Consider the following 24,804-nt stretch of genomic DNA (forward strand, 5'->3'; position numbering starts at 1 on the left):
CGGCCACGGCGGTCCGAACAGAACGGAGCTGAGCCGGCGTTTACGGTGCATTACAGTGAAAACACTCATTCATCGAAGAACGCCCGAACCAGTTCTGCGACGTCGTCACCGGGCTCCAGCCACGGCGTATGGCCGTCTCCCGGGAGTTCGTGAAACTCGGCGGTGGGCATCTTTTCGGCGACGGGACGGCCCACAGTTGGCGGGTAGAAAGCATCCTCCGTCCCCCAGATGAACTGCGTCGGGCGGTCGATCCGCACAATTTCGTTTCGGATATCAAAGAGGGGGTGGGCGCGGCCGTACGAGCCCTGTGCGGTCGCCAGCGACTGCTGGCTCTCCGGCCGCCCGGGTAGGTCCTGGCCGGCGGCGAGCAGTTCGTAGAACACGTTCGGTATCGCTGCGGTGTCGACGACGTTGACCCGCTCCATCGACTGCCTCGCGTTTTCGACTGGGTCGCCACGGCTGAGCAGCCACAGCAACACGCGGTTGAGGCCACGAACCGTCAGCAGGCGAAACAGGAGCGGGAGGTCCCGCGAGACGCCGCCCGGTGCGCCGACCAGTTGCAGTCGGTCCACGCGGTCGTGGTCGAGTGCGAGCAGGAACGACTGCAAGCCGCCGTGGGAGTTGCCGACGACGTGGGGCCGGTCGATAGCGAGGTCGTCGAGCAGTTCCAGCAAGTATGCGACCAGAAACGAGCGGAGGTCCCGGTCCCGATAGCTCGGCGCGGCAGAAAGGCCGAGCCCGGGCCGGTCGGGAGCGTACACGCGGTACTCGTCGGTGAGCGACGGGAACAGGGGGAGCCACGTCGCCGCCGGTGTACCGACGCCGTGAAGGAGAACGACGGGGTCCCCATCCGGGTTCCCGCCAGCGAGATAGTGAACGCGACCCGCAGCGTCCGTCTCTGTCACTCGTGACTCGACGGCGAGGTCGTAGTGGTGGGCGAGGCGAGCCTGGGCGTCCGCGTACCGACGCTCGGCCGGATGGGGCCAATCGTCCGGCGACAGCGCGCGGCCCTCCGGAACTGTGGGACCAATACTCATACGCGAACTGTCCAGTGCCGGCCGTATCAGTGTACCGTGGCCCACGCGATGAACAGAGCGGATTGTGCCTCCATGAGACACATATAGCTCCGCTCCCTCGCTATCCCATGGAGCGAATCGAGGGCACCATCCTTGCCGGGCGGTCGTTCGAACCGATCCACGGGAGCGTTATCGTCGAGGACGGGTACATAACGGCCATCGAGGAGACGCCGGCCGACGAAAGCGACCACAACCGCATTGTCCTGCCGGCGTTCGTCAACGCCCACACGCACGTTGGAGACTCGGTTGCGAAGGAGGCGGCCGTCGGTCTTGGACTGGAGGAAGCAGTGGTCCCACCAGACAGCCTGAAACACCAGCAGATCGCAGCGGCCGACGACGAGACGCTGATTGCCGCGATGCACCGCACGCTTCGATTCATGCAGCGAACCGGCACCGCGGCGTTTCTCGACTTCCGGGAGTTCGGCGTAGACGGGGCGCGGGCGCTACGTGAGGCCGCCGAGGGACTCGATATCGAGGATTTCATCTTCGGGAGCGACGACTCCGAAGTGCTTGACATAGCTGACGGATTCGGTGCCAGCGGCGCGAACGACGACGATTTCACCGCCCGGCGGACCGCCACTGAGGAGCGTGGAGCCCCGTTCGCTATCCACGCCGGCGAACCGGACGCCACCGATATCAACCCGGCACTAGATCTGGAGCCGGAGCTGCTGGTCCACATGGTCCATGCCGAGACGGAGCACCTCGAACGGGTAGCTGACCAGAACGTCCCCATCGCGGTCTGTCCCCGTGCGAATCGCGTCCTCGGGGTCGGCCGGCCACCGATTGAGACGCTGCTTGAGTACACAGACGTCGCGCTCGGGACGGACAACGTGATGTTGAATGCCCCATCGATGTTCCGTGAAATGGAGTACACCGCGAAGACGTTCGACCTCCCCTCGCGGACGGTGCTCCGGATGGCGACGACCGCTGGAGCCGAAGCGGTTGGTCTCGACTGCGGTGTCATCGAACCCGGTCGCCGGGCCGCCCTACTGGTCCTCGATGGCGACTCGGACAACCTCTCGTCCGTCGCAGACCCGGTTGACGCAGTTGTCCGGCGGGCATCCCCGCTAGATATCGACCGAGTCATCTGCTGAACGGACGGCGGGAATGGACCCGGATATATTCCGGCTTAGCGCTGGTCTGCGTGGGCGAACACGAACGCCCGGAGGAGTTTCGCGGCCAGCGTCGCCGCCTGACCGTCGTCGCGGTCGTTGACCTCGACAACGTCGAAGCCGACGGCGTGCGGTGCGACGGTCTGGACTACGTCGTGCAGCTCGCGTGGTTCGAGACCGAACGGCTCCGGCGTCCCGGTCCCCGGCGCGAACCCGGGATCGGCGGCGTCGATATCGACGGAGAGGTACACTCGCTCGTCGGCGAACCCGGGCGTCCAGTCGGCTACGTCTTCCGGCGGAACCACGGTCACGTCGTCCTCGTTCGCGCGGTCCCATTCGGCTTCCGAGCCAGTGCGTGCGCCCAGCACGATTGCCTCGTCAGCCACCGAGAGCGCGTGGCGGGTCACTGTCGCGTGGGAGTACTCGTCGCCGGCATAGGACTCGCGCAGGTCCAGATGCGCGTCCAGACAGACGAACACATCCGGATCGAGCGCGCGCACACCAGCGACGGAGACGGTGTGTTCGCCACCGACGACGAGCGGGACGGCCCCCTCGCTATCGAAATCCGAGAGGGTGCCCTGGAGGAAAGTGAGGTACTCGGCAACGTCGGCCGTGGGACCGATGTCGCCGTGGTCGTAGACGGAACAATCTGTGAAGTGCTGGTCGGTGCGGTGGTCGTAGTCGTCGAACTGCTGGCCGAACTGGCGGACGCGGCGCGGTCCGAACCGGGCCCCGGGGCGAAACGACGTCGACGCGTCAAGCGGCGCGCCCACGAGCGCGTAGTCGGCCGCCCCGCGGTCGGCCCCCGCACCGGGCAACATCGTTACGAGCGTGTGATCTTGCGCTGCTCTTCGTACTGGAGGTACTCGATCTCGTCGTCAGGCTGGAGGTCGATGTCCTCGGGGACGCGCATCGTGAACGTGTCGTAGGTGTCGAGGTCCATGACCTGGGCGTCGTTGCCGTCAGTCGAGACGACCTGACCCTGCTTCCGGTTGACGATCGGGACCCAGACCTTCGCGTCGACAGGCTGGGACAGCGAGCGCTTTTTCCCGTCGAAGACGCCCTTGGCGTCGATTCGGGCCTTGGCGCTGCCGTGCTTGCCCGGCTTGGCCGTGCTGTAGGAGTTGATCTTACACGGCGTGTCTTCGATCATGACGTAGCTACCTTCGTCGAGCTCTCGAACTTCGGTCTGCTCTCTTGCCATACCGCCGGATTACCCCTGTTTGGGTATAAACGGTTTGGAATGCCGCAAGCCAGACCCGTCGCGACTCCCGCTCTATAGCTGGGTTCGCGTAGCGTGTGGGACACGCACGCCCAGAACGTCCCGACAGCAACACCGCGTCCGGCGACCGTTTCCGTCCTACCCCCACAGTTCAAGTGAGTTTGCACTAACCACACAGGTGTGGCACTCTCGTTCGACCTGTTCGGGACACTCGTCACGGCAGACCGGCCGTCGGAGCCGTGGGATGCCGTTGCTGAGGCGCTTGTGACCCGGTCGGTTCGGGTGCCGGACGACTGGGAGGACGCCTACCGCTCGGCCCATCGCGACTACGACCGCGGCCGGGAAGCGCCGCTGGACGAGCACGTTCGGCTGGCACTTGCCAGCCGCGGAATCGAGGTCACGGAGGAGACGGCGACCGGGGCCGTCCTCGACGCCTTCGACAGCCCAGTCACGGTCCGCGACGGGGCCATCGACGCGGTAGACGCCGCAGCACAGCAAGGCCCGGTCGCTATCTGCTCGAACTGCAGCGTCCCAGGGCTGGTCGAGCGAACGCTGGAACGAGCAGCTATCGAAGCCCGGAGCGACCACTCGTTCGACGCCGTCGTCACCAGCGTCGGCTGTGGCTGGCGGAAACCCCATCCAAATATCTTCGAGTCGACCGCCGACGCACTCGACGTGGCGCTTGCCGACCTCGTCCACGTCGGTGACGACGCCCGGACGGACGGCGGCGCGGGCCGCGTGGGTGCGCAGTCGATGCTGCTGGAGGACCGTTCGCTCCCGGCGATAGCCGAACAACTCCGCGAGGGAAAACTGTGCTGAGCGCGCTGGCCGTGGCCATCGCCGGGGGACTAGAACTTGTGATCGGTGAGCCGCCGACCCGCCTGCATCCCGTCGCGTGGTTCGGACGGCTCGTCGGGACGGTCGACCGCGAGTGGGACCACCCGCTTACCGTCGGTGCACTCGCCGCAACCCTGTTGCCGCTCGGGGTCGCTGTCGTCGTCAGTGGCGGCGTCGCACTCGCTGCCGGCCTCACGCCCCTCGCCGCCGTCGCACTCGCCGGCCTCGCGCTGTTCCTGACCACGAGCCTCCGAAGTCTTCTTTCGACTGCACAGGGTGTCATCGCTGACACCGACACCGACCTCACAGCTGCTCGGGACGGGCTCCTTGCACTCGCTGGCCGAGACGCGAGCGATCTGTCTGCGGGCGAGGTCCGGAGCGCGGCCGTCGAGAGCGCGTCCGAGAACCTCGCCGACGGCCTCGTCGCGTCGCTGGCCGCGTTTGTCGTGGCCGGCCTCGTCGCTGCGGGCGTTGGCCTGTCACCCCTTCCCGCCGCTGCCGGTGCAGCGGCGTGGGTCAAGGCCGTCAACACGATGGACTCGATGCTTGGCTACCGCTCGAAACGCATCGGAACGCCTGCGGCACGGCTCGACGACGCCGTGATGTGGCTCCCAGCACGGGTGAGCGCGCTCCTGCTCGCCACCGCCTGCGGGTCGCCTCAATCAGTGGCCCGCGCCCGGGCCTGGCTGGACGGCGTCCCGTCGCCGAACTCCGGGTGGCCGATGGGGACGGCCGCCGCGGCGCTTGACGTTCGACTCGAAAAGCCGGGCGTGTACGTCTTGAACCCTGCGGGCGGACTCCCCGACGTGGCGACGGCACAGCGTAGCGTGACGCGGGTGGGCGTCGCCGGGGTGCTGGCGTACCTGCTAGCCGGGCTGGGGGTGCTCGCGTGGTTCTGACCGCGGTCCGTGGGGCGCTGGGATTCCTCTCGCGGCTCCCGGTCGGCCACAGCGAACAAGCGTGGGATGCCTTTGTCGCGACGCCGGCGGCGTTCCCGCTGGCCGGCTACGTCGTCGGCGGCCTCGTCGCGCTCCCGTTTCTCGCCGCTGGCCTGCTCCCAGCCCCGGTCATCGCCGCGGCGTATCTCGGGAGCGTCGTCCTCGTCACCGGCGTCAACCACGCCGACGGGCTCGCGGACCTCGGGGACGCCGCCGTCGTCCACGGCGACCCGGCGGAGCGCCGCGACGTGATGCAGGACACGACTATCGGCGTCGGGGCCGTCCTCGCGCTAGGGACCGTCCTCCTCGCGCTGGCGCTGGCCACGGTGGCTGTTGCCGGACTTCCACCGCTAGTCGCCGTTTCGCTGGCCCTCGCCGCGGAGGTGGGAGCGAAACTCGCGATGGCGACATTGGCCTGCGTCGGCCGCCCGAGCCACGAGGGGTTCGGTTCGACGGTCATCGACGGGAACGGCCCGCGCCACCTCGTCGGCTCGCTCGCCGTCGCGCTCCCGGCTGCTGTGATCGCCGTTCCGGCAACCATCGTCGCAGTTCTCACCGGCCCGCTGCTGGCGCTTGGCCTCTCACGCTGGGCCGACCGCCGATTAGGCGGCGTCAGCGGCGACGCGTTCGGTGCGGCCAACGAACTCACCCGCGCCATTGCGCTCCACGCCGGCGTCGCCGCGTGGTCGCTGTTCGGTAGCGTCTGGTCGATACCGCTCGTCGACTGGGGGGTGCTCGCGTGGACGCTCTCGTGATGTGTGGCGGTCGCGGGACGCGACTCGACACTGAGGTCGAGAAACCGCTCTTTCGAATCGGCGGCGTGCCGATGGTCGACCGTGTCGTCGGTGCACTCAAAAATAGTTCCGCCGAGCGAATTATCGCCGCAACGTCGCCGAACGCGCCGGATACGGGGTCGCATCTGGACGTTCCCTGCATCGAGTCGCCGGGTGAAGGGTACGTCGCGGACCTCGACGCAGCGCTGGCTGATGACAGACTCTCCCGGCCGGTGCTGACCGTCGCCGCCGACCTGCCGTTGCTCGATGGCGAGGTAGTCGACCGCGTGCTGGACGAGCACAGCGGGGGTTCGCTATCGGTTCTGGTCCCGGCCTCGCTGAAGCGCAATCTCGGCGTCAGCGACGACACGACGTTTGAGGACGGCGACCGGGAAGTCGCGCCGACGGGCGTCAACGTCGTCGGCGACGGCTCCGACGACACCTGGCTCACGCGGGACCGACGCGTCGCGGTCAACGTCAACACGCTCGCTGACGCACGCGTGGCAGGACAGTGGCTGTAACCACAGACACCGGCCGCGCGAAACTTTCTCCATACCGCCCGCCGTAGCACCCGTCAATGGACCCTGATTCGGTGGAGGGCTTGCGGGCGAGTGGCGGCGACGGTGCCGGGGACGCCATCGGTCCGGACGGGCGCGTGCCACACGGCAGCAGCGACGATCCGGACCTACTGGATTTCAGCGCGAACACGAACCCCCGGGTCCCACCGGGCGCACAGAAGGCGTACCGGGCGGCGTTCGAGGGCGCCCGCTCGTATCCGGCGGACGACTACCCCGCGTTCCGCGAGGCCGCGGCGTCCTTCGTCGACTGCGACCCGGCGCAGGTGGTCCCCACGGCCGGCGGCCTCGAAGCCATACGCCTCGCGATCCAGACGACGGTTCGGGCGGGCGATAGCGTCCTCGTCCCGTATCCCAGTTTCGGCGAGTACGCCCGCGAGGTCCGTCTCCAGGGCGGAACGCCGGAGTTCGTCCCGCACGACGAACTGCTGGCCGCCGACCCGGACAGTCACGCGCTCGCCATCGTCTGCAACCCGAACAATCCGACTGGGGAGACAGCGAACCCGGCAGCGCTACGGACCTTCGCCGATGACTGTCGCGAAGCCGGGACGACCCTCTTGGTCGACGAAGCCTTTCTCGGGTTCACTGACGAGCAGTCACTGGCGGGCCGCGAGAGCGTCATCGTCGCGCGCTCGCTGACGAAGCTGTTTGGCCTTCCCGGCATCCGGATGGGCTATGCCGTCGGGACCGGTGACGCCGGGGATCGACTCGCGACCGCGCGACGCGCCTGGTCGATGAGCGCCGCTGCAGCGGCGGTTGGGGCACACTGCTACGGGCAAGCGGAGTTCGTCACGGAGACGAAAGCCCGTGTCGCCGACGAGCGAGCGCGGATGCGGGAGCGCCTCGGCGACCGCTTCGACGTGTTCCCCTCCGATGCGCCGTTCCTGTTGCTGTCAGTCAGCGAGGCCGACGAGTCCGTCGACGACATCCTCGCCTCGGCCCGCGAGGCTGGTATCGCGCTCCGGGACGCCCGGACGTTCCGCGGGCTGGACTCGCACATCCGCGTCGCTGTCAGAGCACCCGAAGAAGACGACCGGCTGCTGGACGCGCTGGATGTTTGAGACGACCGTTCGGGATGGCGTCTGTCAGCTTCGCCGTGAAGGAGCCCGCTGGCTCTCGACGGCGTGGGACGGCGGCTACCGGACCGTGGACGCCGTCTACAACGTCACCGTCCCTGAGGGGTTTGAGCGGACCGACCTCGACGCCTACCGCACCGAGCGGCTGTCCGGGGCCGATTTCCCCCTTGGCCCGGCGCTACTCACGGGCGTCCACATGGAGCACGCCCGCTGTGCCCGGAGCGGACCGGTGTCGGTGCTGGCAACAGCTGGCCTCTCGAACCCCGCCGCGTTGCCGATGTCGGCAGCGGAGACAGCCGACGGCTCCGACGGGACTGCGTCGAATACGGCGGACAGCCCCGACTGGCGGCCCGGCACGGTCAATCTCGTCGTCGGCGTCGACCGCGCGCTGGACGAGGGCGCGCTGGCGACGCTACTCGCCACCGCCGTCGAGGCGAAAGCTGCGACGCTGCTGGACGCGGCGGGCGTCCCCGGAACCACATCGGACGCGGCCATCGTCGGCTGTGTCCCGAGCGCTGAGCGCGCGTCTTTCGCCGGGAGTGCGACCGAAATCGGGGCCGCTACCCGCGTCTGTGTCCGCGATGCTATCAGAGCGAGTCTGGCCGCCCGCTACGGGGGCGACGCCCTGCCGACTGTCGAAAACGCGGAGTATGGCGTCGTTACCGACCGGGATACCGAGGTCTTCGAGCCGTGAAAGGACAGTGTGTCATACGACAGTCCCGCAGTCCAAACGGCTAAACAGAATCCGGCCGAACAGACGGGCATGACCGACAACACGGCCGGCCCAACCGCCGAACCCATCGAGCCGAGCGCGCCCGAAGAGTTCGGACTGGTGCAGGTCTGGTGGGGCGACGGCAAGGGCAAGACGACGGCGGCGCTGGGGATGGCGACCCGCGCCGTCGGTCACGGCTACCGCGTCCACCTCCTGCAGTTCATGAAAGGCGGGACCAGCACCGTCGAGGATGTCCGCGGTGAGTACAACGCTATCGCCGCCCTGCCGGGATTTTCCTACGAGAACGCCGGCCACTACGGCTGGCACGGCTTCCTCGACGGGAGCGAGGACGACGAGCACGAGGCCCGCGCCAAGGGGGCGCTCGACCGCGCTCGGGAGCTCGTACAGGCCAGCGCTGACGCCGACCTCTCGATGCCGCGAGACGCCGACGGCCCGCCGGAAGACGGTGTCAACATGCTCGTCTTCGACGAGATTCTCTACGCTGCGAACCGCGGGCTCGTCGATCCCGAGGACGTTCTCGGGCTTATCGAGTCCAAGCCCGAGGACCTCGAACTCGTTCTCACGGGTGGCCACGAGCGGCCCGAGTTCCTGACTGACCACGCGGACCTCATCACCGAGGTCAGCAAGGAGAAACACCCCATCGACGCCGGCCAGGGCGCGCGGAAGGGGACGGAGTTCTGAACGCAGTATCCCGAACAGCGCTACCGTTCGTCCAGTAGATCGTCGACGATCTCGCGGGCCGCTTCAACGTGGTTGTCTGCGATGGCGTCGTCGGTGCTGTCGACGTGTGACAGAATGTGGTCGATGGTCGTCAGCCGCTCGGCCAGCACGTCTTCGGGGAGTTCACCGTCAGCAATGTCGGCGGCGACGGCTTCCGCCTCCCCGAGCCAGCGGCTGGCCGTTCGTTCGACCGGCCGCTCCCCGGTTTCGGCGAGGTGTCTGTGCAACGCCTGTAGCCGTTCGTCTGTCACAGAGGGAACTCGGAAGGCCGGGAGAAAGAACCTCTGCCGAATCACTGATGTTCGCGGCGGCCCCAGCACTGCTCGATGGCTCATACGCTGCTGGTCGCCGGGACGGCCAGCCACGTCGGCAAGTCGACCGTTGCGGCCGGGCTCTGCCGCTATCTGGCCGACTGTGGCGTCTCGGTCGCGCCGTTCAAGGCTCAGAACATGAGCAACAACGCCCGGGCGACACCGGGCGGCGAAGTCGGTGTCTCACAGTACGTGCAGGCCCGCGCGGCCGGTGTCGCGCCGTCGACCGACCACAATCCAGTGCTGCTGAAACCGCGGGGCGACGGCGAATCACAGCTCATTCTGGACGGCGAGGCCGTCGGCCACTTCGAGGCCCGGGGCTACTACGACGAGCACTGGGGTGACGCGCTGGACACGGCCCGCGCGGCCCACAACCGACTCGCGCAGTCCCACAACGTGATTGTCGCTGAGGGCGCGGGCTCTATCGCCGAAATCAATCTGCACGACCGCGACCTGGCGAATGTTGAGACGGCGCGCTTCGCCGACGCCGACATCTTACTCGTCGCAGATATCGAGCGCGGCGGCGTGTTCGCCTCGCTCGTCGGGACGCTCGAACTCGTTCCCAATGACATCCGGGGACAGGTGGCCGGCGCGGTCATCACGAAGTTCCGCGGCGACCGCTCACTGCTGGAGCCGGGTATCGACGAGTTTGAGGACCGAACTGGCGTCCCAGTTCTCGGCGTGATTCCCTACGACGACCCGGGCCTCCCCGAGGAGGACAGCGTTGCGCTGCCGCCGGTCGGCGAGCGGTCCGTCGTCGGCGACGATGACGGTGTACCCGATGAGGAGAGCATCACCGTCGCGGTCCCGCGGCTCCCGCGAATCTCGAACTTCACCGACCTTCAGCCACTCGCCCGCGAACCCGGCGTCAGGGTCGCGTACATTCCGCCCGATGCCGCCCTCGCCGACGCCGACGCGGTGGTCCTGCCGGGGAGCAAGAACACGGTCGACGACCTACAGGAACTCACCAACGCTGGATTCGGTGACCGACTGCGGGCGTTCGACGGTCCCATCGTCGGCCTCTGTGGCGGTTACCAGATGCTCGGCGAGGAAATCACGAACGCTGCAGTCGAAGGGACCGGCGACGCGGACCAGATCGAGGGGCTTGGCTTGCTCCCGGTGACGACGGCGTTCAGCGAATCGAAGACAGTCGAACACGTCGAACGGGCCCTCGACGGTGTCGGACCGCTCTCCGGGGCGAGCGGGACCGTCGAGGGCTACGAGATTCACATGGGCGACTCAACACTGACCGGCGAGGCAGCCCGCCCCTTCGACAGTGACGGAGCGGCGACCGACAGCGTTCTGGGAACGTACCTCCACGACCTCTTTGTCAACGACACTGCCATAAATGCCCTCGTGAGAAATGCGTTCGAAAGTGCTGGTATGGACCTTCCAGCCGCAACCGAGCGAGCCGACGGCGACCCGTACGAACGAGCGGCCGGGCTCATCGACGATCACGTCGACCTGGGACCGCTCGGACTGCCTGATCGGTGAGTGTTTGATACTACTTCAACTTCCGGAAATTTATATATAGCTAGCCCGCAATATTCCCCAATGGTCGAAGTGTTCGCGGTCGCCAGTGGGAAGGGTGGGACTGGCAAGACGACGAGCACCGTCGCCCTCGGGATGGCGCTGTCCGACCGCTACGACGTGACAGTTGTCGACGCCGACACGGGCATGGCGAACCTCCTCTTTCACGCCGGCCTCTCCGACGCCGAGACGACGCTGCACGACGTGCTGGCCGACGAGGCACCCGTCGAGGCGGCTACGTATGACCGGTTCGGTCTGACCGTCGTTCCCTGTGGCACGAGCCTCGACGGCTTCAGGGACGCCGACCCGGACCGGCTTCGAGACGTGGTTGCGGCGCTTGCGGAAGACACGGACATCATCCTGCTGGACTCGCCGCCGGCGCTGGACAGCCGAACTGCCGTCCTCCCAATCGTGCTGGCCGACCGCATCGTCGTCGTCCTTCAACCGACGATTCCTGCTATCTCGGACGGGCTAAAGGTCCAGGAGTACGCGACGACCTACGACACGGACGTAGCCGGACTCCTGTTCAACAAGGTCCGCGAGTCCGAATCCATCGAGCAGGTCTCGGAGAAGACCGAGCGGTACTTCGACGGGCCGACGCTGGCCGTGGTCCCCGAAAGCGAGCGGGCCCGTGAGGCACGGCGTGCCGGCCGACCGCTGCTTGCCCACGCTCCCGAATGCGAGGCGGCGACGGCCTACCGAGCGGCCGCCGAATCGCTCACCGTGCGGGATGGGGCAGCCGCCGACGCCGCCGATCGGTTCCAGAGCGCCGTCATCCCCGAGTCACTATGAAACTGCCCCGCGGCCGACTCGACAAATCCCGCGTCGTCACGGATCCGCGAGACACGCTTGCCGACGTACTCGACCGCGAACTGACCGGCTACGCCGTCTTCGAGTCCCAGGAGACGCTCCTCCTCGATGGCGAGGGGCGGGGGGTCATGACGTTCACTGACGGCGTCCCCGTGCTGGTCTATCACACCGGGACAGACCGCGGTGGTCCGCCGGCGCTTGCAGACCTCGCCGTCCCCGGGCCGTACCACGTCTCGCTGTACACGCTCGACGCCACCGACCTCGAATCGGCACACGAAGCAGCCGACCTCCGAGTCCCGCCCGGAATGCCCGCCGAACGGCTGGGCGGCGACCCGGCGCTGGCCGATAGTACGCGACGGGCGGCCCCCGACAAGCGGCTGTCAGCGATGGGCGACGGCGACACGACAGCACCCGAGGACGGAACCGCCGACCAGAGTGCCGTCGAAGCGTTCCTCGACGACGCCGAGAAAATCGAGGCCATCAAGCAGCAGGCACGCTCAGAGGCCCGCGAACGCGCACAAGAGTGGGATTTCTGACGGCTTTGCTTAGAGAGAATTCGATACACTACTGCCGCTATCGGTCTGCTTCGCGACAGGTCTTCAGTGTGTACATCGCGACACGGCCCCGGTTTCACCCCGAAACGGAGTCCATGACGGCTCGTCGGTATTGCTGTCGCAAGATACCGCTATGCGTAGGCCCCGAGATCGACATTATCTGCAAGTAATCTACACCAATCGAGATCAGTCTGCTCGGACTGGGATCCACCACACCCGCGACCGGCCCCCGACTTTCTTGCTCGTGATATCCGTCTCTGATTCGAGGTCGTGGAGTTTATTCAGCGCAGTCCGGCGCGAACAGCCGAGTCTGTCCGCCACCTCCGACGCCGTGAGTGGCTCCGCGTAATCGTTCCGGTGTCTGAACACCTCGATAACGTCCGATTCAGTGTACTGGATCTCTCGTCCAGGCGGAGACATACTTCTGTCAACGATTGCCACACACTTATACTGTCGGCTATTATTTCATTCTGGATGAAATTATAGAAACATAGCCGGTTGTTGTCACAAAACGATCCCGGATGTCGGGTCAGACTGGCACGAATTTCCGCAGTTGTTACAGCCCCTGTAACATGTGTTATATCCCGAAACAGTTACAGCGAATAAGTATAGGCACCCACCGGCTATAGCATGTTCCGGGGATACGCAATCCCGCCCTCCAGTGGGTGCTGGCGCGCCGACCAGTGCTCCCTTCGGCCCTTCCACACCGGACTCCATCCGTGAGCGACTGGATTACTGCTTGTTTTCCTGCACCGACAGGACGGATTCAAGCGGCTGTGACCGCGCTCTGTATCGGTCGAACACTGTCTCAGCCCAGTTATAGACCGCTTTGGCATCAGATTCGGCTATTGCCCGGACGTTGTTCCGGTCGTCGTAGGCCGCCAGACAGACCCGTGAGCGGTCCAGCGCGAGGCCGATATCGAGTGGCGTATCGTGGACGTACGTATCGATGTTCTCGTGTTCGACGCCTCGCTCCAGTGCGTCCGAGAAATCGGACGCGGACCGTTCGAGTACGCCGTGGTCGATGATGAATTCGATATGCGTCCCCGTTTCGAGCAGATCCACCGCGACATCGTTGAACACCGATGTAACGATGGGCGAGATGGCCCGAACGTCGCCGTCGACCTCGTGCAACCAGTCCGTGAACCGATCAATCGCGGCCAGCGGGTTCTGTTCGGAGCTCGTCGTGAGACAATCGGGGTCTAACAGCTCCGCCGGGAGGTCCGCCGCCATAGAACCGAGATGGACGGCCAGCGGGCCGACCGCCCGAGCTCGTTCGACCTCGCTCATGAGTGCCGTGTACTGGTCTAACACCCGCTGACCAGTCACCGTGAGCCGGTACTCACCGTCCCGTTTGACGACCCACTGGCGCTCAGAGCAGCCCGCGAGTATCCGCTGGATTGTGGTTCGGGTCGCATCTACCGTATCACACAAATCGGTTGGCCGTGCCGGCCGCTCCCGGAGCTGGGCCAACACCGCGAACCGCTGTGGTGACCCAGTAAGGAACTGGCAGTCCTTGAAAACGGTATCGTCCGGACCCTCCGCCATTGTACACGTGTGGGTTGGCGACTGTCTTAGCCTCTTTGGCGTGTGGCAACACTGACCGAGTGCTGAAGCTACTCGTCGCCGAACGAGTCGAGACTGGTCTGGGTCCCGCCGTCTTCTTCGCCGTTCGAGGCATCCGTCCCGTATTCCGCGGCGATACGTGCAGCGGCGTCGCGGCCACCAGAGAACGAGGCGCGACGTGCAATCGTCGAGTCGCGCAGGGCGTCGGCTGCGTCGGCACGCACTGCCTCGTATCGCCTTTGGAACGCCTGTCGGGCCGCGTCGTAGTCAACGACCGGGTGCGGATAATCCTCACCGATGTCGACACCACAGGACGCCTGCACGTGGACCGGTGTCTGCTCGGGCTGGTCGAGGTACTCGTCGGGGAGCGAATCGAGTTCGGGTACCCACTTGCGGATGAACTCGCCGTTCGGGTCCTGATCGCGGACCTGCTTGCGGGGGTTATACAGCCGAAGGGCCGGCTTGCCTATCAGTCCGCACTGGGACTGCCACTGCGTGTAGTTGATCGCCGCAGAAGCGTCGATGAGGTGGTGATAGAACCAGTCCGCGCCGATCAGCCAGGGCTGCTGGAGGAGGTGGTAGTAGACCGAGGCACACATCGCCCGCATCCGGAAGTTGAGCCAGCCCGTCTGTTTGAGACACCGCATTGAGGCATCGACCATCGGGAACCCGGTCTGTCCATGCTTCCAAGCGGCCACCAGATCGGGGTCGTATTGCTCCGCGTTAAACCCCTTCAACACCGGATTCACTGCCGTATTGAGCCAGCCGGGCCAGTCTTCGAGCTTCTGCTCGTAGTGTTTGTTCCAGAACAACCGCGAGACGAACATCTCTTTGCCTCGACCATCGGGCGCGTGCTCGTCGATGTACTGGATGACCTGTCGCACGGAGAGACAGCCAAAGGCGAGATACGGCGAGAGTCCGCTGGTCCCGTCTCGCGCGTCCGTCGGCGCAGAGATGTTCCCCGGATAGTCGTCGATCCGCTCGGCGAACGCTGACAGCCGTTCGCGTGCTGGCCCGGTCCCACCGCGGGGAACGTCGGACTTCGACGGCGTGACATCGTAGTGGTCCTCGATCACGCCGATGTCGATACCGCTGTCGAAGCTCCGTGAGGTGACAGTGCTCGGGTTCCAGTCGTACTGGTCGGCGGAGAACCACGCCGACACGTCGTCCTGCCACCCATCGCGGGTCTCCGCTCGGTCGCGGACCAGCCCGTCGCCGTCGATGAATGTCACACCGCACTGTTCCTGCACCCGACGGTCCCGTTCTTGGCCATAGCGTCCAGTGGGAACGGCCATCGTAACGATATCCCAGCCGGCCTCGCGGAACCGCCTCAGTACGGCCACCGGGTCCCCATGTGCGTAGGTGAGCCCGCGACCAGTGGCGGTGTGGTACTGGTCTGAGAGGTCGACCAGACAGTCGTGCAGGAACCGGATGCGGCTGTCACAGGCGAGGCCGTCCGCGCCGTAGAACGCCGGATCGAACACGAACAGCGGGAGCACGTACTCGGACGTTGCAGCCCTCGCTACTGCAGCCTGGTCACGAATCCGAAGGTGTTCACGGTGCCAGACGACCGTCCCAGCCTCGTCGTCGGCAAGCGTCGGAATCGCGTCTTGCCGTGGTGTCTCCAGCGTGCTCCCCGGCTCCAGTCCCGCCATACGCGTTATTAATTCAGCATTGGACCACAGGCACCACTGTCTTTCGTCTCTCGAAGCCACAGTGTTCGGGAGAGCGACCGCAGGGACTGGAGGGAGCCGCGGTCGGCTACCAGAAGGGTTACACCGCGGGACCCGCGCTAGTCGATAATGGAATTCGAGTCTACACGCCGCCGCTTCATGGAACTCGCCGGAACGAGCGCGACAGTGTCGCTCGCTGGCTGTAACGCCCTTCAGGGAGGCGACAGCGACGGAACGAACACGGGAACAGGGTCGCAAAGCCAGAGCGCGGACGGGGAGCCTGCAACGGTGACAGTCGTGGTTGAACCGGACCAGACCCAGTTGCGGGAACGACAACAGGAGATCCAGTCCGAACTCCAGGCGGGGAACCTCACACAGAGCGAGGCGCAGGCAGAGTACCGCACCGCACAGGAGAACCTTGCTGAGGACGCAATCAATTCATTCGAAGAGCGTGCGACATCTGAACTCGGCCTCACTGTCGACGATTCCGTTTCACAGGCGGGTGCGCTGTTGGTCACTGGCCCGCCGGCCGGCCTCATCGATACCCTTTCCATCGAAAGTGTCACCGGCATCCTCTCGCAAGCGACGTTCGAACAGATTCGGTCACAGGTTCGAACCGAAACGCCGGGTGAAACGGAGTAACATACTACGGACAGTCTCCTGATTTGCGCCGGGAGAGGTAGCTTTTGTTTTAGACAGTCACCGCGAGGACCGACCGCTGGTTTCCAGAACCACGGTGACAGTGGTCTCGCCGCGTTCGGTCGTCGTCGTCACGTCGAAGCCGACGGCGAGAACGTGTGTGCGGCCCACCCGATCCTGAGCGACGACGCCACGGTCGGCGACGCAGTCCCCAAACTGGCGGCCCGGTCCGGAGGGACAGTTCGCGTCTTTCCACCGCCGTGCCGCAGTACCGTTGTAGGTTATATTGTAGTGGATACCGTCCTCGATCTGGGATGTCTGGAGCCGGTCGAGCCGAGGTTCCATTCCAGTGCGAACGGCCGCCACTGCCGAATCGTTCGCCGACCAAGCGTACTGGCTCGGGATGGATGCGCTCTCGGTTGCAACGGCTCGCTCAAGAACCCGAAGCGCATCAGCCGAGGGATCGTCGTCGTAGTCGGCCGTCGCCCGAACGTCGTCGTGATAGCCCAGTTGCAGGGACGCAAAGAGAATCGGGACAAGTGCGACAGCCACAACGGTGGCCGCAACGAGGACGAGCTGTCCGCGCCGGGTCATGCGTACCACACGATGATTTGGACACTCCCGTGTCCCGTTGGCACAGTTGCGGTTCCAGTGCTGACGCCCTGTGGCGTCGGTGTCCCGACCGCCCCGTGCGGTGTTTCGACCCGGAAGAGGACGTTGTCGGGCAGGATGCGGGCGACCCGGTTCGAAAGCGCGTCCCGTTCGCGATCGAAGGCCGTCGGACTCGACACGATCTCCTGCAGCCGCGTCGCTCCGCTGTGTCGCGGCGGGTCGTTAGCGAGCAGCGCCGCCGTATCCGAAGCGTAGGCGTCGAGCTGTGGCTCTTGTGTGTCCGGCGCTGGCGTCCCTAGAGCAAACCCGAGCGCGACGCCGAGAATCAGCACTGTCCCGAGGGCAACTTCCACGAGCGACAGCGGCAGCTGGGCCCTATACATCGACGGTCACCACCAGGGTTTCTTTCGTCGACCGCGGGGCGTCGTACTCTACAGTCACGTTGCCGGGTTCGAGTCGTCCGGCGCGCTGGAAGCGCAGCTCCGTCGTCTCGTAGGGCACCAGCGAAACCTCGTAGCTGCCGTCCAGCCCGCTTCTGTTATGAAGCACGACCCGGTCGTTAGCACGGACCGTCCAGACGGTCGTACCGGAAGGCGGGTCGATTGTCACTGTCGCCCGCGCGCTCCGGCGGGGGAGCGTCACCGCGTCGGTCGTCGCCAGGTCAGGTGTGAGTGTTCGTGATTCCCGGGACTCGACCACGACGAGACGACTGATTCGTGTCCCATCGTGTACCGTGCCGCTACGTGCTATCTCCTCGTCAGCCAACTCGATGCTGACCGCATACTCGCTGGCCGGCGGTGCATTCTGCTCCAGCGCCGACTGGTCGAAGTCGTCCACCCGAGATTGGTTGAGGACGTTGCTCCGGGCGGCCAGCGGTCCGTCCGCCGCGACGAGCCGGTCAGCAATTGCGGCGGCGACCCGTCGCTCGTCGGGGGTCCTATCCGCACCGGCGATTGCGGTGTCGGCCATGGCGACCCCCAGTCCGGTGACGACAGTCAAAAGCACGAGCGCGACGCCGAGCGCTGGTAATGATGTCTGGGCGCGTGTGTCACCGTCAGAGCGATCGGTTAGCGTGATCATCGCTCCGCCTCCAGAGTCACCGTCACGCTCCCTCGCGTTCCGGAAACCGTGACCACGGTTGGACTGCCGCTCTGCCATTCGCCTTCGAGAGTATCGACGCTATCGGGCAACACCAGCCGTGTACGGCCGCCGATCTCTGGGTCGGGATGGTCGAGGACCAGAGCAGTTCCGTCAGTCCGGATGCTGTATCCTGCCCCGTCGATGGTCTCCGGTAGCGACACCCGAACCGTCGCCGAGACGGTCCGGGCATCGGGTGGGATAGCCTGTTCGACGCGGGCCGTCGCTTCGGCGAGCGTTCGGTCGCCGAGTTCCGCCCCGACAGCGGATTGATACGCTGGGACAGTGCCGCCGTACAGCGTGGTCGTCACTAATCCGATGTACAGCAGCACAATCCCCATGCTCAGCAGTTTCTCTACAACCGTGCTGAGCGCGCGGTTATCCATGCCCCACCTCCGTCCGCATATCGTGGCGGACCAGATACAGTGTCCGGCGGCCCGGGAAGGTCGCTACGACGCTCTGGACGCCGTCGCCGTCGATGTCCTTGACTTGCGTGGTTGCACCGACACGCTGGAAGTACTCGGCGAACGGCCGGGGCGTCTCCGTCTCGATAGCCACGCTGTAGTTGTCGGGCGGGAGCCGTTCACGCTCGTGGCTGACGTTCTGACGGATGTCTGCAGACACACCACCCGTCCCGGACACTGTGCCACCGCTGGCGTTGACGAGCGGCGCGCCGACGATGACCGCCGTGTCGTCCCGCGTCGCTGTCACCGGCGGGTCCGATTCGAGCCACGCGTTCCCCGATGTCCCGCGGACGACGCTCCCGGCGAGAAATCGGACAGAGCTGTCTCCGGACTCGTACACCACTGCATCGATTGGGACCGTTCGCTGGATGCCGGAGTCGTTGCGGACTCGGAGCTCTCGCTTTACCGTGGTCAGTCGTCCTTCAGTAAACCGAACACGGGCCGTCTGGTGGCCCGTCTGCTCCACTGGCCGGAACGTCGTCTCGAACGTGTTGGCGACGCGGGCCTCGTCGGCGGTCGCAGTGTGGCCGTCGACGACGGTCCCGACAACAGCCGTTAGTCCACCGAGCGCGACGACGGTCAGCCCCAGCAACAGCACCACGCCGACGACGTGTGACTGGGCGTCAGTGTCGGACCTCAAATCAGACCAGCCCCCGCGAAGACGACGTAAGCGACGAGCACCAGTCCCGAGGAATGCAACAGCGCTTCGTAAACGCCGCGACTCGCCGTGCCGGCGAACCAACCACAGGCCAGCATCGTCGCCTGCGTGACGACGTAGAACCGGTGTTGCTCCCGGACGGGTTTGATTGCGCTTGGGTCGAAGGCGATGTTCGCACCGCCCGAAACTGACGACAGTTGTGCGAAGCTATCGAGGACGTAGACGTTGACGGCGACGGTGATACCGATGACGAGCAGCGCTGTCGTCCAGCCGACGGCAACGTAGACGAGCAGAGCGGAACGGATCGATTTCCGGAGATGATAGAGCTGGCCGATCTCTGTCTGGAGCGTTTCGAACACGTCTTCCGCGTCACTTCCTGTATCTAACGCGCCGACGACAAGTCCGATGGTCTGTTCTGCCATCGGCGTTCCGACGCGGTCGACGAACTGATCGAGTGCTGCGGCTCGGCGGTCGGCCGCGGAATCACCTGGACTATCGCCCAGCGAGAGCGTGAATGCGAGCGACTGGACATCGCTAGCGAGCGCGCCGAGTTCCACGTCGTCGGCGACACGTCGGACCGCCTCTGGAAACGGGCGGCCCAGCGCGACGTGGCCGGCGACGGCGTGAACGAAGTCCTGAATCTCTCGGTCTTTCGCGTCGTCCGCTCTGGCCCGGCGGACCGTTACCACACCGACGGGGACGCCGACGGTGGCGTACGAGAGGAGCGCGACGTTGACCGGACGGTAGCCCAGTGACCAGAGGCCTGCTGCGACTACTGCGCCCAGTGGTACGCAGGCGAGGAGTGCGCTCGCAGGGTTCGAAGGAATCGTTGCGAGTATGGCGACGGGGCTATCCGGCAGGCTGTAGCTTGGGGCGGCAGTGTTCCGCGGGCGAAGCGCAGCAACGACAAATGCCGCCAGCAACCCGGCAGCCATCACGAACGCTGCACTCCCGTAGACGACGATGGCACGGACAGTCGTTTCGCCCAGCGGCGTCGCAACGGGTTCGGAGAGGCCGGGTGCGAGAATACCCATCACAGTGACGATGAGCACGACGAGCGCGGGCAACACCAGCAACACGACGAATAGTTCCGCGAGGAGTTCGAGATAGCCGGTCGCCCGTTCGTGCTGTCGGCTCTGCTCGTGTGAGAGCAAGCGACCCTCCATCTCCAGATATCCCTCTAGTGCCTCGGCGCTCTGGTTCGCGTGTTCGCGGAACTTCAGTAGGAACGGCGCGAGCAGGTCCCGAGAAGGGGTTTCGCTGGCGACCCGTTCAATTCCGGTGTCAAGACTCCCGGTGAGAATGCCCTGATTGAGTGCACGCCGGAAGGCGACCGCCGTCTCACCGTAGGCGTCCTGTTCGGCAACGGCACGTAGCATCTCGCGCCGGTCGTGGGTACCGGAGGCGAGAACTCTGAGGTATCGGACTGCGCCGGGGAGCGTGGCTGCGATGTCTGCGCGCCGCGCGCTTGCGACCCACGAGAGATACCGGTTCCCGGCGACGAACACGCCCCGTTTGAGCGTGAGTCCAGCGACGGCTCCGAGAATAGTGGCCACGAGAAGGCGAGGGACTTCCGGTAGCGCCAGTCGGTTAATCACTGGAAGGCTCTGCTGGAGTACCGCGACGAACGAGTCGAAGGTCCCTGGCGGCACGAGCATCGCTATCGTGGCAGTTCCGACAACACCGACACAGAGCGCTAGCCACGAGAGCCCGTACACTCTGGCGACGTAGACGCCGAAGCCGGCGCTCGGATAGGCGGCCCGGTAGCGGTCGCGCGTACTTGCGTGGCGGTCGTCCTCTGCATGGTGGGCAAACAGGGCGTACAGGCCCCGGTCGAGCAAGCCGAGTGTCCCGCTGCCCTCAGTCGTCACCCGTACCGACCTCCAAGTGCGGATTATCGGGGGTCCCGGCCTGTCGCCGCAGTCGCTCGACGGTCGCTGCCTCGTTCGTCTCCAGATCGGCCAGCACGCCGAACAGGTCGTCGAAATCAGTCAGCCCCTCCTGAACGAGGTACTGGACGTAACGGTGGCGACGGTGGAACGCGTCCTCGACGGCCGAGACTGGTTCGTCACGGAGATCCGAGAGTCGGTCGAAGATGCCGGTGTCGACCTGCCGCCGGTCGTCGCCGAACTGCGGGTGGTCGTAGGAGAGTTCGAAGTTCCCGTCGGGCCGTCGCCAGCAGACGGAGTTCCAGTGGATAGTCGTCCCGTCCTTGTGTATCGTCCCGCTCCGGTCGTTCCCACCTTCGACGACAGACGGGTCGTCGACGAACTCGACTACCTCGCCGACGTAGCGCTCACCATCGACGTGCCGAGGGAACACGACGAGGTCGATCTCTTTGAGCAGGTAGGTCGGTACGCCCTTCTCGATAACGCGGTTGACCAGCGATTCGATGTCGTCGGCGTGGGTCGTCCCGATAACGCCGTGGCCGGTGTTGAGCGTTTCAGCGAAGGTTTCGAACGACGCAGCCGTATTGATCTCCGCGATGACCTCGACATCCGGATTGAGATAATTGCACTGCGTCATTAGATCGGCCATCGTCACGCGGCGGTGGTCCCGCTCGTGGTCCCGAGTGGTGAGCGAAACGCCTGTCTCGTGAGGAATGCGGACTTCGCGTGACCCTTCATCGATACTGATGGGGCGGTCCCGGTACGGGATAAATGGCATATGAGCATTCATCAGGGTCGTTTTGCCGGCTCCGGTGGGTCCCGAAAAGAGAACGACGCCGTGAGATTCATACAGGAGCCACAGCAGCGCGACGAGTTCCGTCGGCAGCGAATCACGCTGGACTAAGTCGACCGGTGTCATCGCATCGCCCGACTGTTTCCGGATAGAGATGTGGGGCCCGCCCTCGCTGATAGTTGGCAGGGCAACGGCACAGCGGATGGTGTCGTCGGCGTCGTGGAGGCCGTCGCCGTCGGGGTCGATGTTGACCTTCGCGCTCGGGTTCGAGGCGTTGAGTTCAACGCCGTCGTCGGCGGCCAGTTGCGTGACGACGTTGACAAAGGCCGCCTCGGAGTCGAAGGCGAGATTGGTCGGGACGCGGCCGTCGTGGCCGAGGTCGGCGCGCGGGAGGACCTTCACGCGTTCGTCGACCCGGTTCGCCTCGATGTCCTCTAGCGTGTGGTCCCGGATCGGGACAGTAAGTTTTCCGTAGCCGACTAGATCCCGAAGGACGTAGTACAGCAGGTCGTCAAGGCGGTCGTCGGCGAACCGGTGGTCAACCGGCGGCACGGCCAGATCCAGTTCGGCCAGCGCCGAGCGTAGCCGGTAGCGGGCAGCGTCGACCCACTCTGTCGTGTTACGGACAGTTAGCTGCCGGGCGAGCAGTGATCGAGCGCGTTCCCGGACGAACTCAACGCGGTCCTCGACGACGCCGTTGACGCCGGTCTCCCAGACGCGCTCCTTGCACACTTCGATGAGCTGTTCGTCGCCGGGGAGCAGGTCCGGCTCTCGAACTGCGTACTTCGTCGTGAACGGATCGGCACCGAGGAGATGCTCGCGGTAGACGACGACCGGAATCGCGAAGCCCTGAAACCGGACGGTGTGGCGTTCGACGCGCTCGCTCGCGAATCGGTTGAGATACGCTGGGTCCGGACCGAGGTCGGTTTCGGCCGGGGCGTAATCATCGGTATGGACGACGACACCGTCGTCAGTCACGTCGGCGACATCGATGCGTGAATCCAGCGCATACGGAGTCAGGTCGTCGAAACACGCCAGTGACGAGAGCGCGTGATACTCGATTCGACGACGGCTCGCTGGCGACGCGTCGATCAATCGGTCGATGACCCGACGGTGTTTGGCGTCGAACCCCCCGTCCATTCGCTCCACTGCCCCCTCACGCGTCCGTGGACGCTCGATGTTCGCACCTGCGAAGTGTGACTCGACAGTCGACAGTGCGTCGGCCTCTGCCGCTGAAAGCACCGGGTCGCGGACGTCGTACCGGAACCCATTCCGTCCCCGTCGAACAGTCACGACGACCCCCGGATACACCTCGTCTTGCTCACGAACGTCCGGCGCGTACCAGGCGTCGGCGGCGTCCGGTGGCATCGGTGCGGGAACCTCCGGTGCGGTCTCCCTGCCAGCCTGTGCAGTCATACGCAGCTTTAAATTAACTATTGTATTTAAAGTTGTAGGCTTTGTTTTGAGAAATTTAATTAAAATATAATAGTCTAGTTCAGGGTAACGAGGGACCGGACAAGCCATAAAAATGCCTGTCAGCATAGAAGCATACGAACACAATAGGGTCCTCTGATAACGTCAAAAAACCGCTAAGTAAGCGATCTGAAACTGCTTTTAAGGCCGTTGTCTGCCATCACTCAGTGTTTCGAGATATGCACCAGAATTATCATAACTGTGCCAGCGGATCGGTCATTTGGATGAAAGAAAGGCAGTCAGCGACGAGCAATGATAGCACAAAGTCGGCAACCGCCACACGACGACGGGTCATCAAAGGAGCACTTGGCACAGCAGCGACCGCGGCAGCGGTTCCGAGCCTGAGCAGTGTCGCGGCGGCCCATTTCCCAGTTCAGCTCGCGATCGACATCCAGCCCGAGAACGCGGAGAACTTCATCGACCTGTCGGAGCACGACACCATCACCGTCGCAGTCAAGCAGTCAGAGTTCGTCAACAGCGACGGGGACAGCGAGACGTTCGACCCTACGGAGCGGGCCGTCCGCTATCGGTTCGGCTCGCGCCTTGTACTGGAAGACGGCGAGGGTGCTCGGCCCGTCGACGGGGGCGAGATCAGAGAACCGGACGACGATGCTGCGGACGGCCAGGCGTCGCTCGTTCTCACGTTCCCAGTCGACGAGATGGGCTTCGACGGTGGGGAGGAGACAGCATGGCTGTACTGGGAGCGCGACGACTCCGGGGACCACGGCTACGCCGGCTTCGATTCCGTGCGGGTGTATCGTGGGCAGCCCGCAAGCCGCTCCCTGATCGAACAGCTACAGCGATTGCTGAATGGTGAGGCGGCGTCCAGTTCTGACTGAGCGGCTGCGAACGCGGAACGGGGCTGTCGGCACGTGCCTGTAATCGCTATGCTGGTGACTATATACGTCGAATCCGATGGCACGCTATGGCCATCGTTGCTGAAATCCTTCTCGCGGACGAGACGCTTCCGCTGGTCGGCGTGGCGGACTCAATTCCGAGCGGCGAACTCTCGATTTCGAACGCTGTCGGCCTCGAAGACGGAAGACTGCTGCTTACAGTTAGCGTCGACGCTGGCTCTCGCGACGCCTTCGAGCGCGAACTCGACGCGCGGCCACAGATCACCGACGCGGCGGAGATCGGGCAGACGGCCGATGGCTGGTTCTACAAAGTGGTCGTCGACGACGCGTCGAGTCTCATTGCGTCACATGACCCGGAAGAGTTCGAGGGCGTTGCGATGGATGCGACGGTCACCGGCGAAGGAATACGGGAACAGAAGGTGTTCTCGGACTACGACGCGTTCAGTGCACTACAGGACCGGTGTGCGGTCAACGACATCCCGCTCGAACTACTGAACATCGCCTCAGACCCCGAGAATCCCGGTGAACGGGACCAGTTCGGCCTCACGGACAGGCAGTATCGGGCGATGTCCATCGCCCTCTCCTCGGGGTACTACGACTCCCCGCGTCGGTGTTCGACGGCGGAACTCGCCGACAAACTCGACGTGTCGGCCGCCGCAGCGTCCGACCTCCTGCGCCGAGCCGAAAAACAGCTCATCAGTTCGACGGTCGGTCCCGACCAGTTCCGGAACGCACTCGCACAGTAACCACGCTCCTGTTTGACCGCGGCTTCCCTG

28 protein-coding genes are annotated in these 24,804 nt (G+C 65.1%); 14 read left to right on the forward strand and 14 right to left on the reverse strand.

Features of this window, described 5'->3' with window-relative positions; genetic code table 11:
• Window positions 1-65: 65 nt before the first annotated feature.
• Window positions 66-1,037 (reverse strand): alpha/beta fold hydrolase, encoded by a 972-nt coding sequence (locus tag ACYJ11_RS03055; protein WP_461646675.1) that lies wholly within the window; start codon window positions 1,035-1,037, stop codon window positions 66-68.
• Between the two features lie 107 nt (window positions 1,038-1,144).
• Here ACYJ11_RS03055 and ACYJ11_RS03060 point away from each other — a divergent pair, with 107 nt between their 5' ends.
• Entirely contained in the window at window positions 1,145-2,170 is a 1,026-nt protein-coding gene (locus ACYJ11_RS03060) for an amidohydrolase family protein (RefSeq protein WP_461646676.1), read from the forward strand.
• A gap of 35 nt (window positions 2,171-2,205) precedes the next feature.
• Here the strand turns inward: ACYJ11_RS03060 and speB are convergent, their stop codons facing one another.
• Together speB and ACYJ11_RS03070 are read right to left on the reverse strand one after the other, a co-directional pair.
• On the reverse strand, window positions 2,206-3,009 hold the full coding sequence (gene speB / locus ACYJ11_RS03065; RefSeq protein ID WP_461646677.1) for an agmatinase: 804 nt from the start codon (window positions 3,007-3,009) through the stop codon (window positions 2,206-2,208).
• A gap of 2 nt (window positions 3,010-3,011) precedes the next feature.
• Entirely contained in the window at window positions 3,012-3,392 is a 381-nt protein-coding gene (locus ACYJ11_RS03070; protein WP_004515075.1) for a translation initiation factor IF-5A, read from the reverse strand.
• Between the two features lie 198 nt (window positions 3,393-3,590).
• Between ACYJ11_RS03070 and ACYJ11_RS03075 the strand changes: the two genes are divergently transcribed.
• The 7 genes from ACYJ11_RS03075 to ACYJ11_RS03105 all read left to right on the forward strand — a co-directional run bounded on the left by ACYJ11_RS03075 (window position 3,591) and on the right by ACYJ11_RS03105 (window position 9,023).
• Window positions 3,591-4,229, forward strand: coding sequence for an HAD family hydrolase (locus ACYJ11_RS03075; protein ID WP_461646678.1), 639 nt, complete (start codon window positions 3,591-3,593; stop codon window positions 4,227-4,229).
• The gene (locus tag ACYJ11_RS03080) at window positions 4,223-5,146 is read left to right on the forward strand and encodes a CobD/CbiB family cobalamin biosynthesis protein (protein WP_461646679.1); all 924 of its coding nucleotides are present in this window, start codon (window positions 4,223-4,225) and stop codon (window positions 5,144-5,146) included. The genes ACYJ11_RS03075 and ACYJ11_RS03080 overlap by 7 nt, the downstream gene beginning before the upstream one ends.
• Complete coding sequence (gene cobS, locus ACYJ11_RS03085) at window positions 5,137-5,940, forward strand: adenosylcobinamide-GDP ribazoletransferase (protein ID WP_461646680.1); 804 nt, start codon at window positions 5,137-5,139, stop codon at window positions 5,938-5,940. Before ACYJ11_RS03080 ends, cobS begins: the two co-directional genes overlap by 10 nt.
• The gene (locus ACYJ11_RS03090) at window positions 5,940-6,479 is read left to right on the forward strand and encodes an NTP transferase domain-containing protein (RefSeq protein ID WP_461647365.1); all 540 of its coding nucleotides are present in this window, start codon (window positions 5,940-5,942) and stop codon (window positions 6,477-6,479) included. Before cobS ends, ACYJ11_RS03090 begins: the two co-directional genes overlap by 1 nt.
• Before the next feature lie 56 nt (window positions 6,480-6,535).
• Complete coding sequence (locus ACYJ11_RS03095) at window positions 6,536-7,594, forward strand: threonine-phosphate decarboxylase (RefSeq protein WP_461646681.1); 1,059 nt, start codon at window positions 6,536-6,538, stop codon at window positions 7,592-7,594.
• Entirely contained in the window at window positions 7,587-8,303 is a 717-nt protein-coding gene (locus ACYJ11_RS03100; RefSeq protein WP_461646682.1) for an adenosylcobinamide amidohydrolase, read from the forward strand. Before ACYJ11_RS03095 ends, ACYJ11_RS03100 begins: the two co-directional genes overlap by 8 nt.
• A gap of 69 nt (window positions 8,304-8,372) precedes the next feature.
• Window positions 8,373-9,023 carry a cob(I)yrinic acid a,c-diamide adenosyltransferase gene (locus ACYJ11_RS03105; protein ID WP_461646683.1) on the forward strand — a complete coding sequence of 217 codons (651 nt, stop codon included), beginning with the start codon at window positions 8,373-8,375 and terminating at the stop codon, window positions 9,021-9,023.
• Window positions 9,024-9,043: 20 nt separating this feature from the next.
• Here ACYJ11_RS03105 and ACYJ11_RS03110 read toward each other — a convergent pair whose 3' ends face one another.
• Entirely contained in the window at window positions 9,044-9,313 is a 270-nt protein-coding gene (locus ACYJ11_RS03110; RefSeq protein WP_188974674.1) for a hypothetical protein, read from the reverse strand.
• 75 nt (window positions 9,314-9,388) lie between these two features.
• On the opposite strand from ACYJ11_RS03110, the gene ACYJ11_RS03115 reads away from it, so the two are divergent.
• From ACYJ11_RS03115 to ACYJ11_RS03125, 3 genes are read left to right on the forward strand one after another with little or no spacing between them, the layout of a single operon-like run.
• Window positions 9,389-10,867: a cobyric acid synthase gene (locus ACYJ11_RS03115; RefSeq protein ID WP_461646684.1), complete on the forward strand. Its 1,479-nt coding sequence runs from the start codon at window positions 9,389-9,391 to the stop codon at window positions 10,865-10,867.
• 60 nt (window positions 10,868-10,927) lie between these two features.
• The gene (locus ACYJ11_RS03120; RefSeq protein ID WP_461646685.1) at window positions 10,928-11,695 is read left to right on the forward strand and encodes a nucleotide-binding protein; all 768 of its coding nucleotides are present in this window, start codon (window positions 10,928-10,930) and stop codon (window positions 11,693-11,695) included.
• Window positions 11,692-12,249 carry a hypothetical protein gene (locus ACYJ11_RS03125; protein WP_461646686.1) on the forward strand — a complete coding sequence of 186 codons (558 nt, stop codon included), beginning with the start codon at window positions 11,692-11,694 and terminating at the stop codon, window positions 12,247-12,249. Before ACYJ11_RS03120 ends, ACYJ11_RS03125 begins: the two co-directional genes overlap by 4 nt.
• Window positions 12,250-12,453: 204 nt before the next feature.
• Here ACYJ11_RS03125 and ACYJ11_RS03130 read toward each other — a convergent pair whose 3' ends face one another.
• The 3 genes from ACYJ11_RS03130 to ACYJ11_RS03140 form a co-directional block, all read right to left on the reverse strand.
• Window positions 12,454-12,687: an HTH domain-containing protein gene (locus ACYJ11_RS03130; protein WP_008308192.1), complete on the reverse strand. Its 234-nt coding sequence runs from the start codon at window positions 12,685-12,687 to the stop codon at window positions 12,454-12,456.
• A gap of 312 nt (window positions 12,688-12,999) precedes the next feature.
• Entirely contained in the window at window positions 13,000-13,815 is an 816-nt protein-coding gene (locus ACYJ11_RS03135; protein ID WP_461646687.1) for a helix-turn-helix transcriptional regulator, read from the reverse strand.
• Between the two features lie 68 nt (window positions 13,816-13,883).
• Window positions 13,884-15,488 (reverse strand): FAD-binding domain-containing protein, encoded by a 1,605-nt coding sequence (locus ACYJ11_RS03140; RefSeq protein WP_461646688.1) that lies wholly within the window; start codon window positions 15,486-15,488, stop codon window positions 13,884-13,886.
• A gap of 147 nt (window positions 15,489-15,635) precedes the next feature.
• Between ACYJ11_RS03140 and ACYJ11_RS03145 the strand changes: the two genes are divergently transcribed.
• Window positions 15,636-16,148 (forward strand): hypothetical protein, encoded by a 513-nt coding sequence (locus ACYJ11_RS03145; protein ID WP_461646689.1) that lies wholly within the window; start codon window positions 15,636-15,638, stop codon window positions 16,146-16,148.
• Between the two features lie 57 nt (window positions 16,149-16,205).
• Here ACYJ11_RS03145 and ACYJ11_RS03150 read toward each other — a convergent pair whose 3' ends face one another.
• From ACYJ11_RS03150 to ACYJ11_RS03180, 7 genes are read right to left on the reverse strand one after another with little or no spacing between them, the layout of a single operon-like run.
• Window positions 16,206-16,739 (reverse strand): DUF7261 family protein, encoded by a 534-nt coding sequence (locus tag ACYJ11_RS03150; protein WP_461646690.1) that lies wholly within the window; start codon window positions 16,737-16,739, stop codon window positions 16,206-16,208.
• Window positions 16,736-17,140, reverse strand: coding sequence for a DUF7262 family protein (locus tag ACYJ11_RS03155; protein WP_049944098.1), 405 nt, complete (start codon window positions 17,138-17,140; stop codon window positions 16,736-16,738). Before ACYJ11_RS03155 ends, ACYJ11_RS03150 begins: the two co-directional genes overlap by 4 nt.
• Window positions 17,133-17,837, reverse strand: coding sequence for a DUF7263 family protein (locus ACYJ11_RS03160; RefSeq protein ID WP_461646691.1), 705 nt, complete (start codon window positions 17,835-17,837; stop codon window positions 17,133-17,135). Before ACYJ11_RS03160 ends, ACYJ11_RS03155 begins: the two co-directional genes overlap by 8 nt.
• A complete protein-coding gene (locus ACYJ11_RS03165) occupies window positions 17,834-18,280 on the reverse strand; it encodes a DUF7266 family protein (RefSeq protein ID WP_461646692.1) in 447 nt (148 codons plus the stop codon). The genes ACYJ11_RS03160 and ACYJ11_RS03165 overlap by 4 nt, the downstream gene beginning before the upstream one ends.
• Window positions 18,273-18,998 carry a DUF7289 family protein gene (locus ACYJ11_RS03170; RefSeq protein ID WP_461646693.1) on the reverse strand — a complete coding sequence of 242 codons (726 nt, stop codon included), beginning with the start codon at window positions 18,996-18,998 and terminating at the stop codon, window positions 18,273-18,275. The genes ACYJ11_RS03165 and ACYJ11_RS03170 overlap by 8 nt, the downstream gene beginning before the upstream one ends.
• Window positions 18,995-20,887 (reverse strand): type II secretion system F family protein, encoded by a 1,893-nt coding sequence (locus ACYJ11_RS03175; RefSeq protein WP_461646694.1) that lies wholly within the window; start codon window positions 20,885-20,887, stop codon window positions 18,995-18,997. The genes ACYJ11_RS03170 and ACYJ11_RS03175 overlap by 4 nt, the downstream gene beginning before the upstream one ends.
• Window positions 20,877-23,114: a type II/IV secretion system ATPase subunit gene (locus ACYJ11_RS03180; RefSeq protein WP_461646695.1), complete on the reverse strand. Its 2,238-nt coding sequence runs from the start codon at window positions 23,112-23,114 to the stop codon at window positions 20,877-20,879. The genes ACYJ11_RS03175 and ACYJ11_RS03180 overlap by 11 nt, the downstream gene beginning before the upstream one ends.
• 281 nt (window positions 23,115-23,395) lie before the next feature.
• Between ACYJ11_RS03180 and ACYJ11_RS03185 the strand changes: the two genes are divergently transcribed.
• Together ACYJ11_RS03185 and ACYJ11_RS03190 are read left to right on the forward strand one after the other, a co-directional pair.
• On the forward strand, window positions 23,396-24,010 hold the full coding sequence (locus ACYJ11_RS03185; RefSeq protein WP_461646696.1) for a hypothetical protein: 615 nt from the start codon (window positions 23,396-23,398) through the stop codon (window positions 24,008-24,010).
• Window positions 24,011-24,096: 86 nt separating this feature from the next.
• On the forward strand, window positions 24,097-24,774 hold the full coding sequence (locus tag ACYJ11_RS03190) for a helix-turn-helix domain-containing protein (RefSeq protein ID WP_461646697.1): 678 nt from the start codon (window positions 24,097-24,099) through the stop codon (window positions 24,772-24,774).
• The last annotated feature ends 30 nt before the right edge of the window (window positions 24,775-24,804 follow it).

Source organism: Haloarcula sp. H-GB5 (assembly GCF_054850705.1).

Bases quoted from the DNA above. Each gene is read 5' to 3' on its own strand.
- ACYJ11_RS03055 (WP_461646675.1), bottom strand. From the start codon at position 1,037: ATGAGTATTGGTCCCACAGTTCCGGAGGGCCGCGCGCTGTCGCCGGAC.
- ACYJ11_RS03060 (WP_461646676.1), top strand. From the start codon at position 1,145: ATGGAGCGAATCGAGGGCACCATCCTTGCCGGGCGGTCGTTCGAACCG.
- speB (WP_461646677.1), bottom strand. From the start codon at position 3,009: ATGTTGCCCGGTGCGGGGGCCGACCGCGGGGCGGCCGACTACGCGCTC.
- ACYJ11_RS03070 (WP_004515075.1), bottom strand. From the start codon at position 3,392: ATGGCAAGAGAGCAGACCGAAGTTCGAGAGCTCGACGAAGGTAGCTAC.
- ACYJ11_RS03090 (WP_461647365.1), top strand. From the start codon at position 5,940: ATGTGTGGCGGTCGCGGGACGCGACTCGACACTGAGGTCGAGAAACCG.
- ACYJ11_RS03095 (WP_461646681.1), top strand. From the start codon at position 6,536: ATGGACCCTGATTCGGTGGAGGGCTTGCGGGCGAGTGGCGGCGACGGT.
- ACYJ11_RS03100 (WP_461646682.1), top strand. From the start codon at position 7,587: ATGTTTGAGACGACCGTTCGGGATGGCGTCTGTCAGCTTCGCCGTGAA.
- ACYJ11_RS03105 (WP_461646683.1), top strand. From the start codon at position 8,373: ATGACCGACAACACGGCCGGCCCAACCGCCGAACCCATCGAGCCGAGC.
- ACYJ11_RS03115 (WP_461646684.1), top strand. From the start codon at position 9,389: ATGGCTCATACGCTGCTGGTCGCCGGGACGGCCAGCCACGTCGGCAAG.
- ACYJ11_RS03120 (WP_461646685.1), top strand. From the start codon at position 10,928: ATGGTCGAAGTGTTCGCGGTCGCCAGTGGGAAGGGTGGGACTGGCAAG.
- ACYJ11_RS03125 (WP_461646686.1), top strand. From the start codon at position 11,692: ATGAAACTGCCCCGCGGCCGACTCGACAAATCCCGCGTCGTCACGGAT.
- ACYJ11_RS03130 (WP_008308192.1), bottom strand. From the start codon at position 12,687: ATGTCTCCGCCTGGACGAGAGATCCAGTACACTGAATCGGACGTTATC.
- ACYJ11_RS03135 (WP_461646687.1), bottom strand. From the start codon at position 13,815: ATGGCGGAGGGTCCGGACGATACCGTTTTCAAGGACTGCCAGTTCCTT.
- ACYJ11_RS03140 (WP_461646688.1), bottom strand. From the start codon at position 15,488: ATGGCGGGACTGGAGCCGGGGAGCACGCTGGAGACACCACGGCAAGAC.
- ACYJ11_RS03145 (WP_461646689.1), top strand. From the start codon at position 15,636: ATGGAATTCGAGTCTACACGCCGCCGCTTCATGGAACTCGCCGGAACG.
- ACYJ11_RS03150 (WP_461646690.1), bottom strand. From the start codon at position 16,739: ATGACCCGGCGCGGACAGCTCGTCCTCGTTGCGGCCACCGTTGTGGCT.
- ACYJ11_RS03155 (WP_049944098.1), bottom strand. From the start codon at position 17,140: ATGTATAGGGCCCAGCTGCCGCTGTCGCTCGTGGAAGTTGCCCTCGGG.
- ACYJ11_RS03160 (WP_461646691.1), bottom strand. From the start codon at position 17,837: ATGATCACGCTAACCGATCGCTCTGACGGTGACACACGCGCCCAGACA.
- ACYJ11_RS03165 (WP_461646692.1), bottom strand. From the start codon at position 18,280: ATGGATAACCGCGCGCTCAGCACGGTTGTAGAGAAACTGCTGAGCATG.
- ACYJ11_RS03180 (WP_461646695.1), bottom strand. From the start codon at position 23,114: ATGACTGCACAGGCTGGCAGGGAGACCGCACCGGAGGTTCCCGCACCG.
- ACYJ11_RS03185 (WP_461646696.1), top strand. From the start codon at position 23,396: ATGAAAGAAAGGCAGTCAGCGACGAGCAATGATAGCACAAAGTCGGCA.
- ACYJ11_RS03190 (WP_461646697.1), top strand. From the start codon at position 24,097: ATGGCCATCGTTGCTGAAATCCTTCTCGCGGACGAGACGCTTCCGCTG.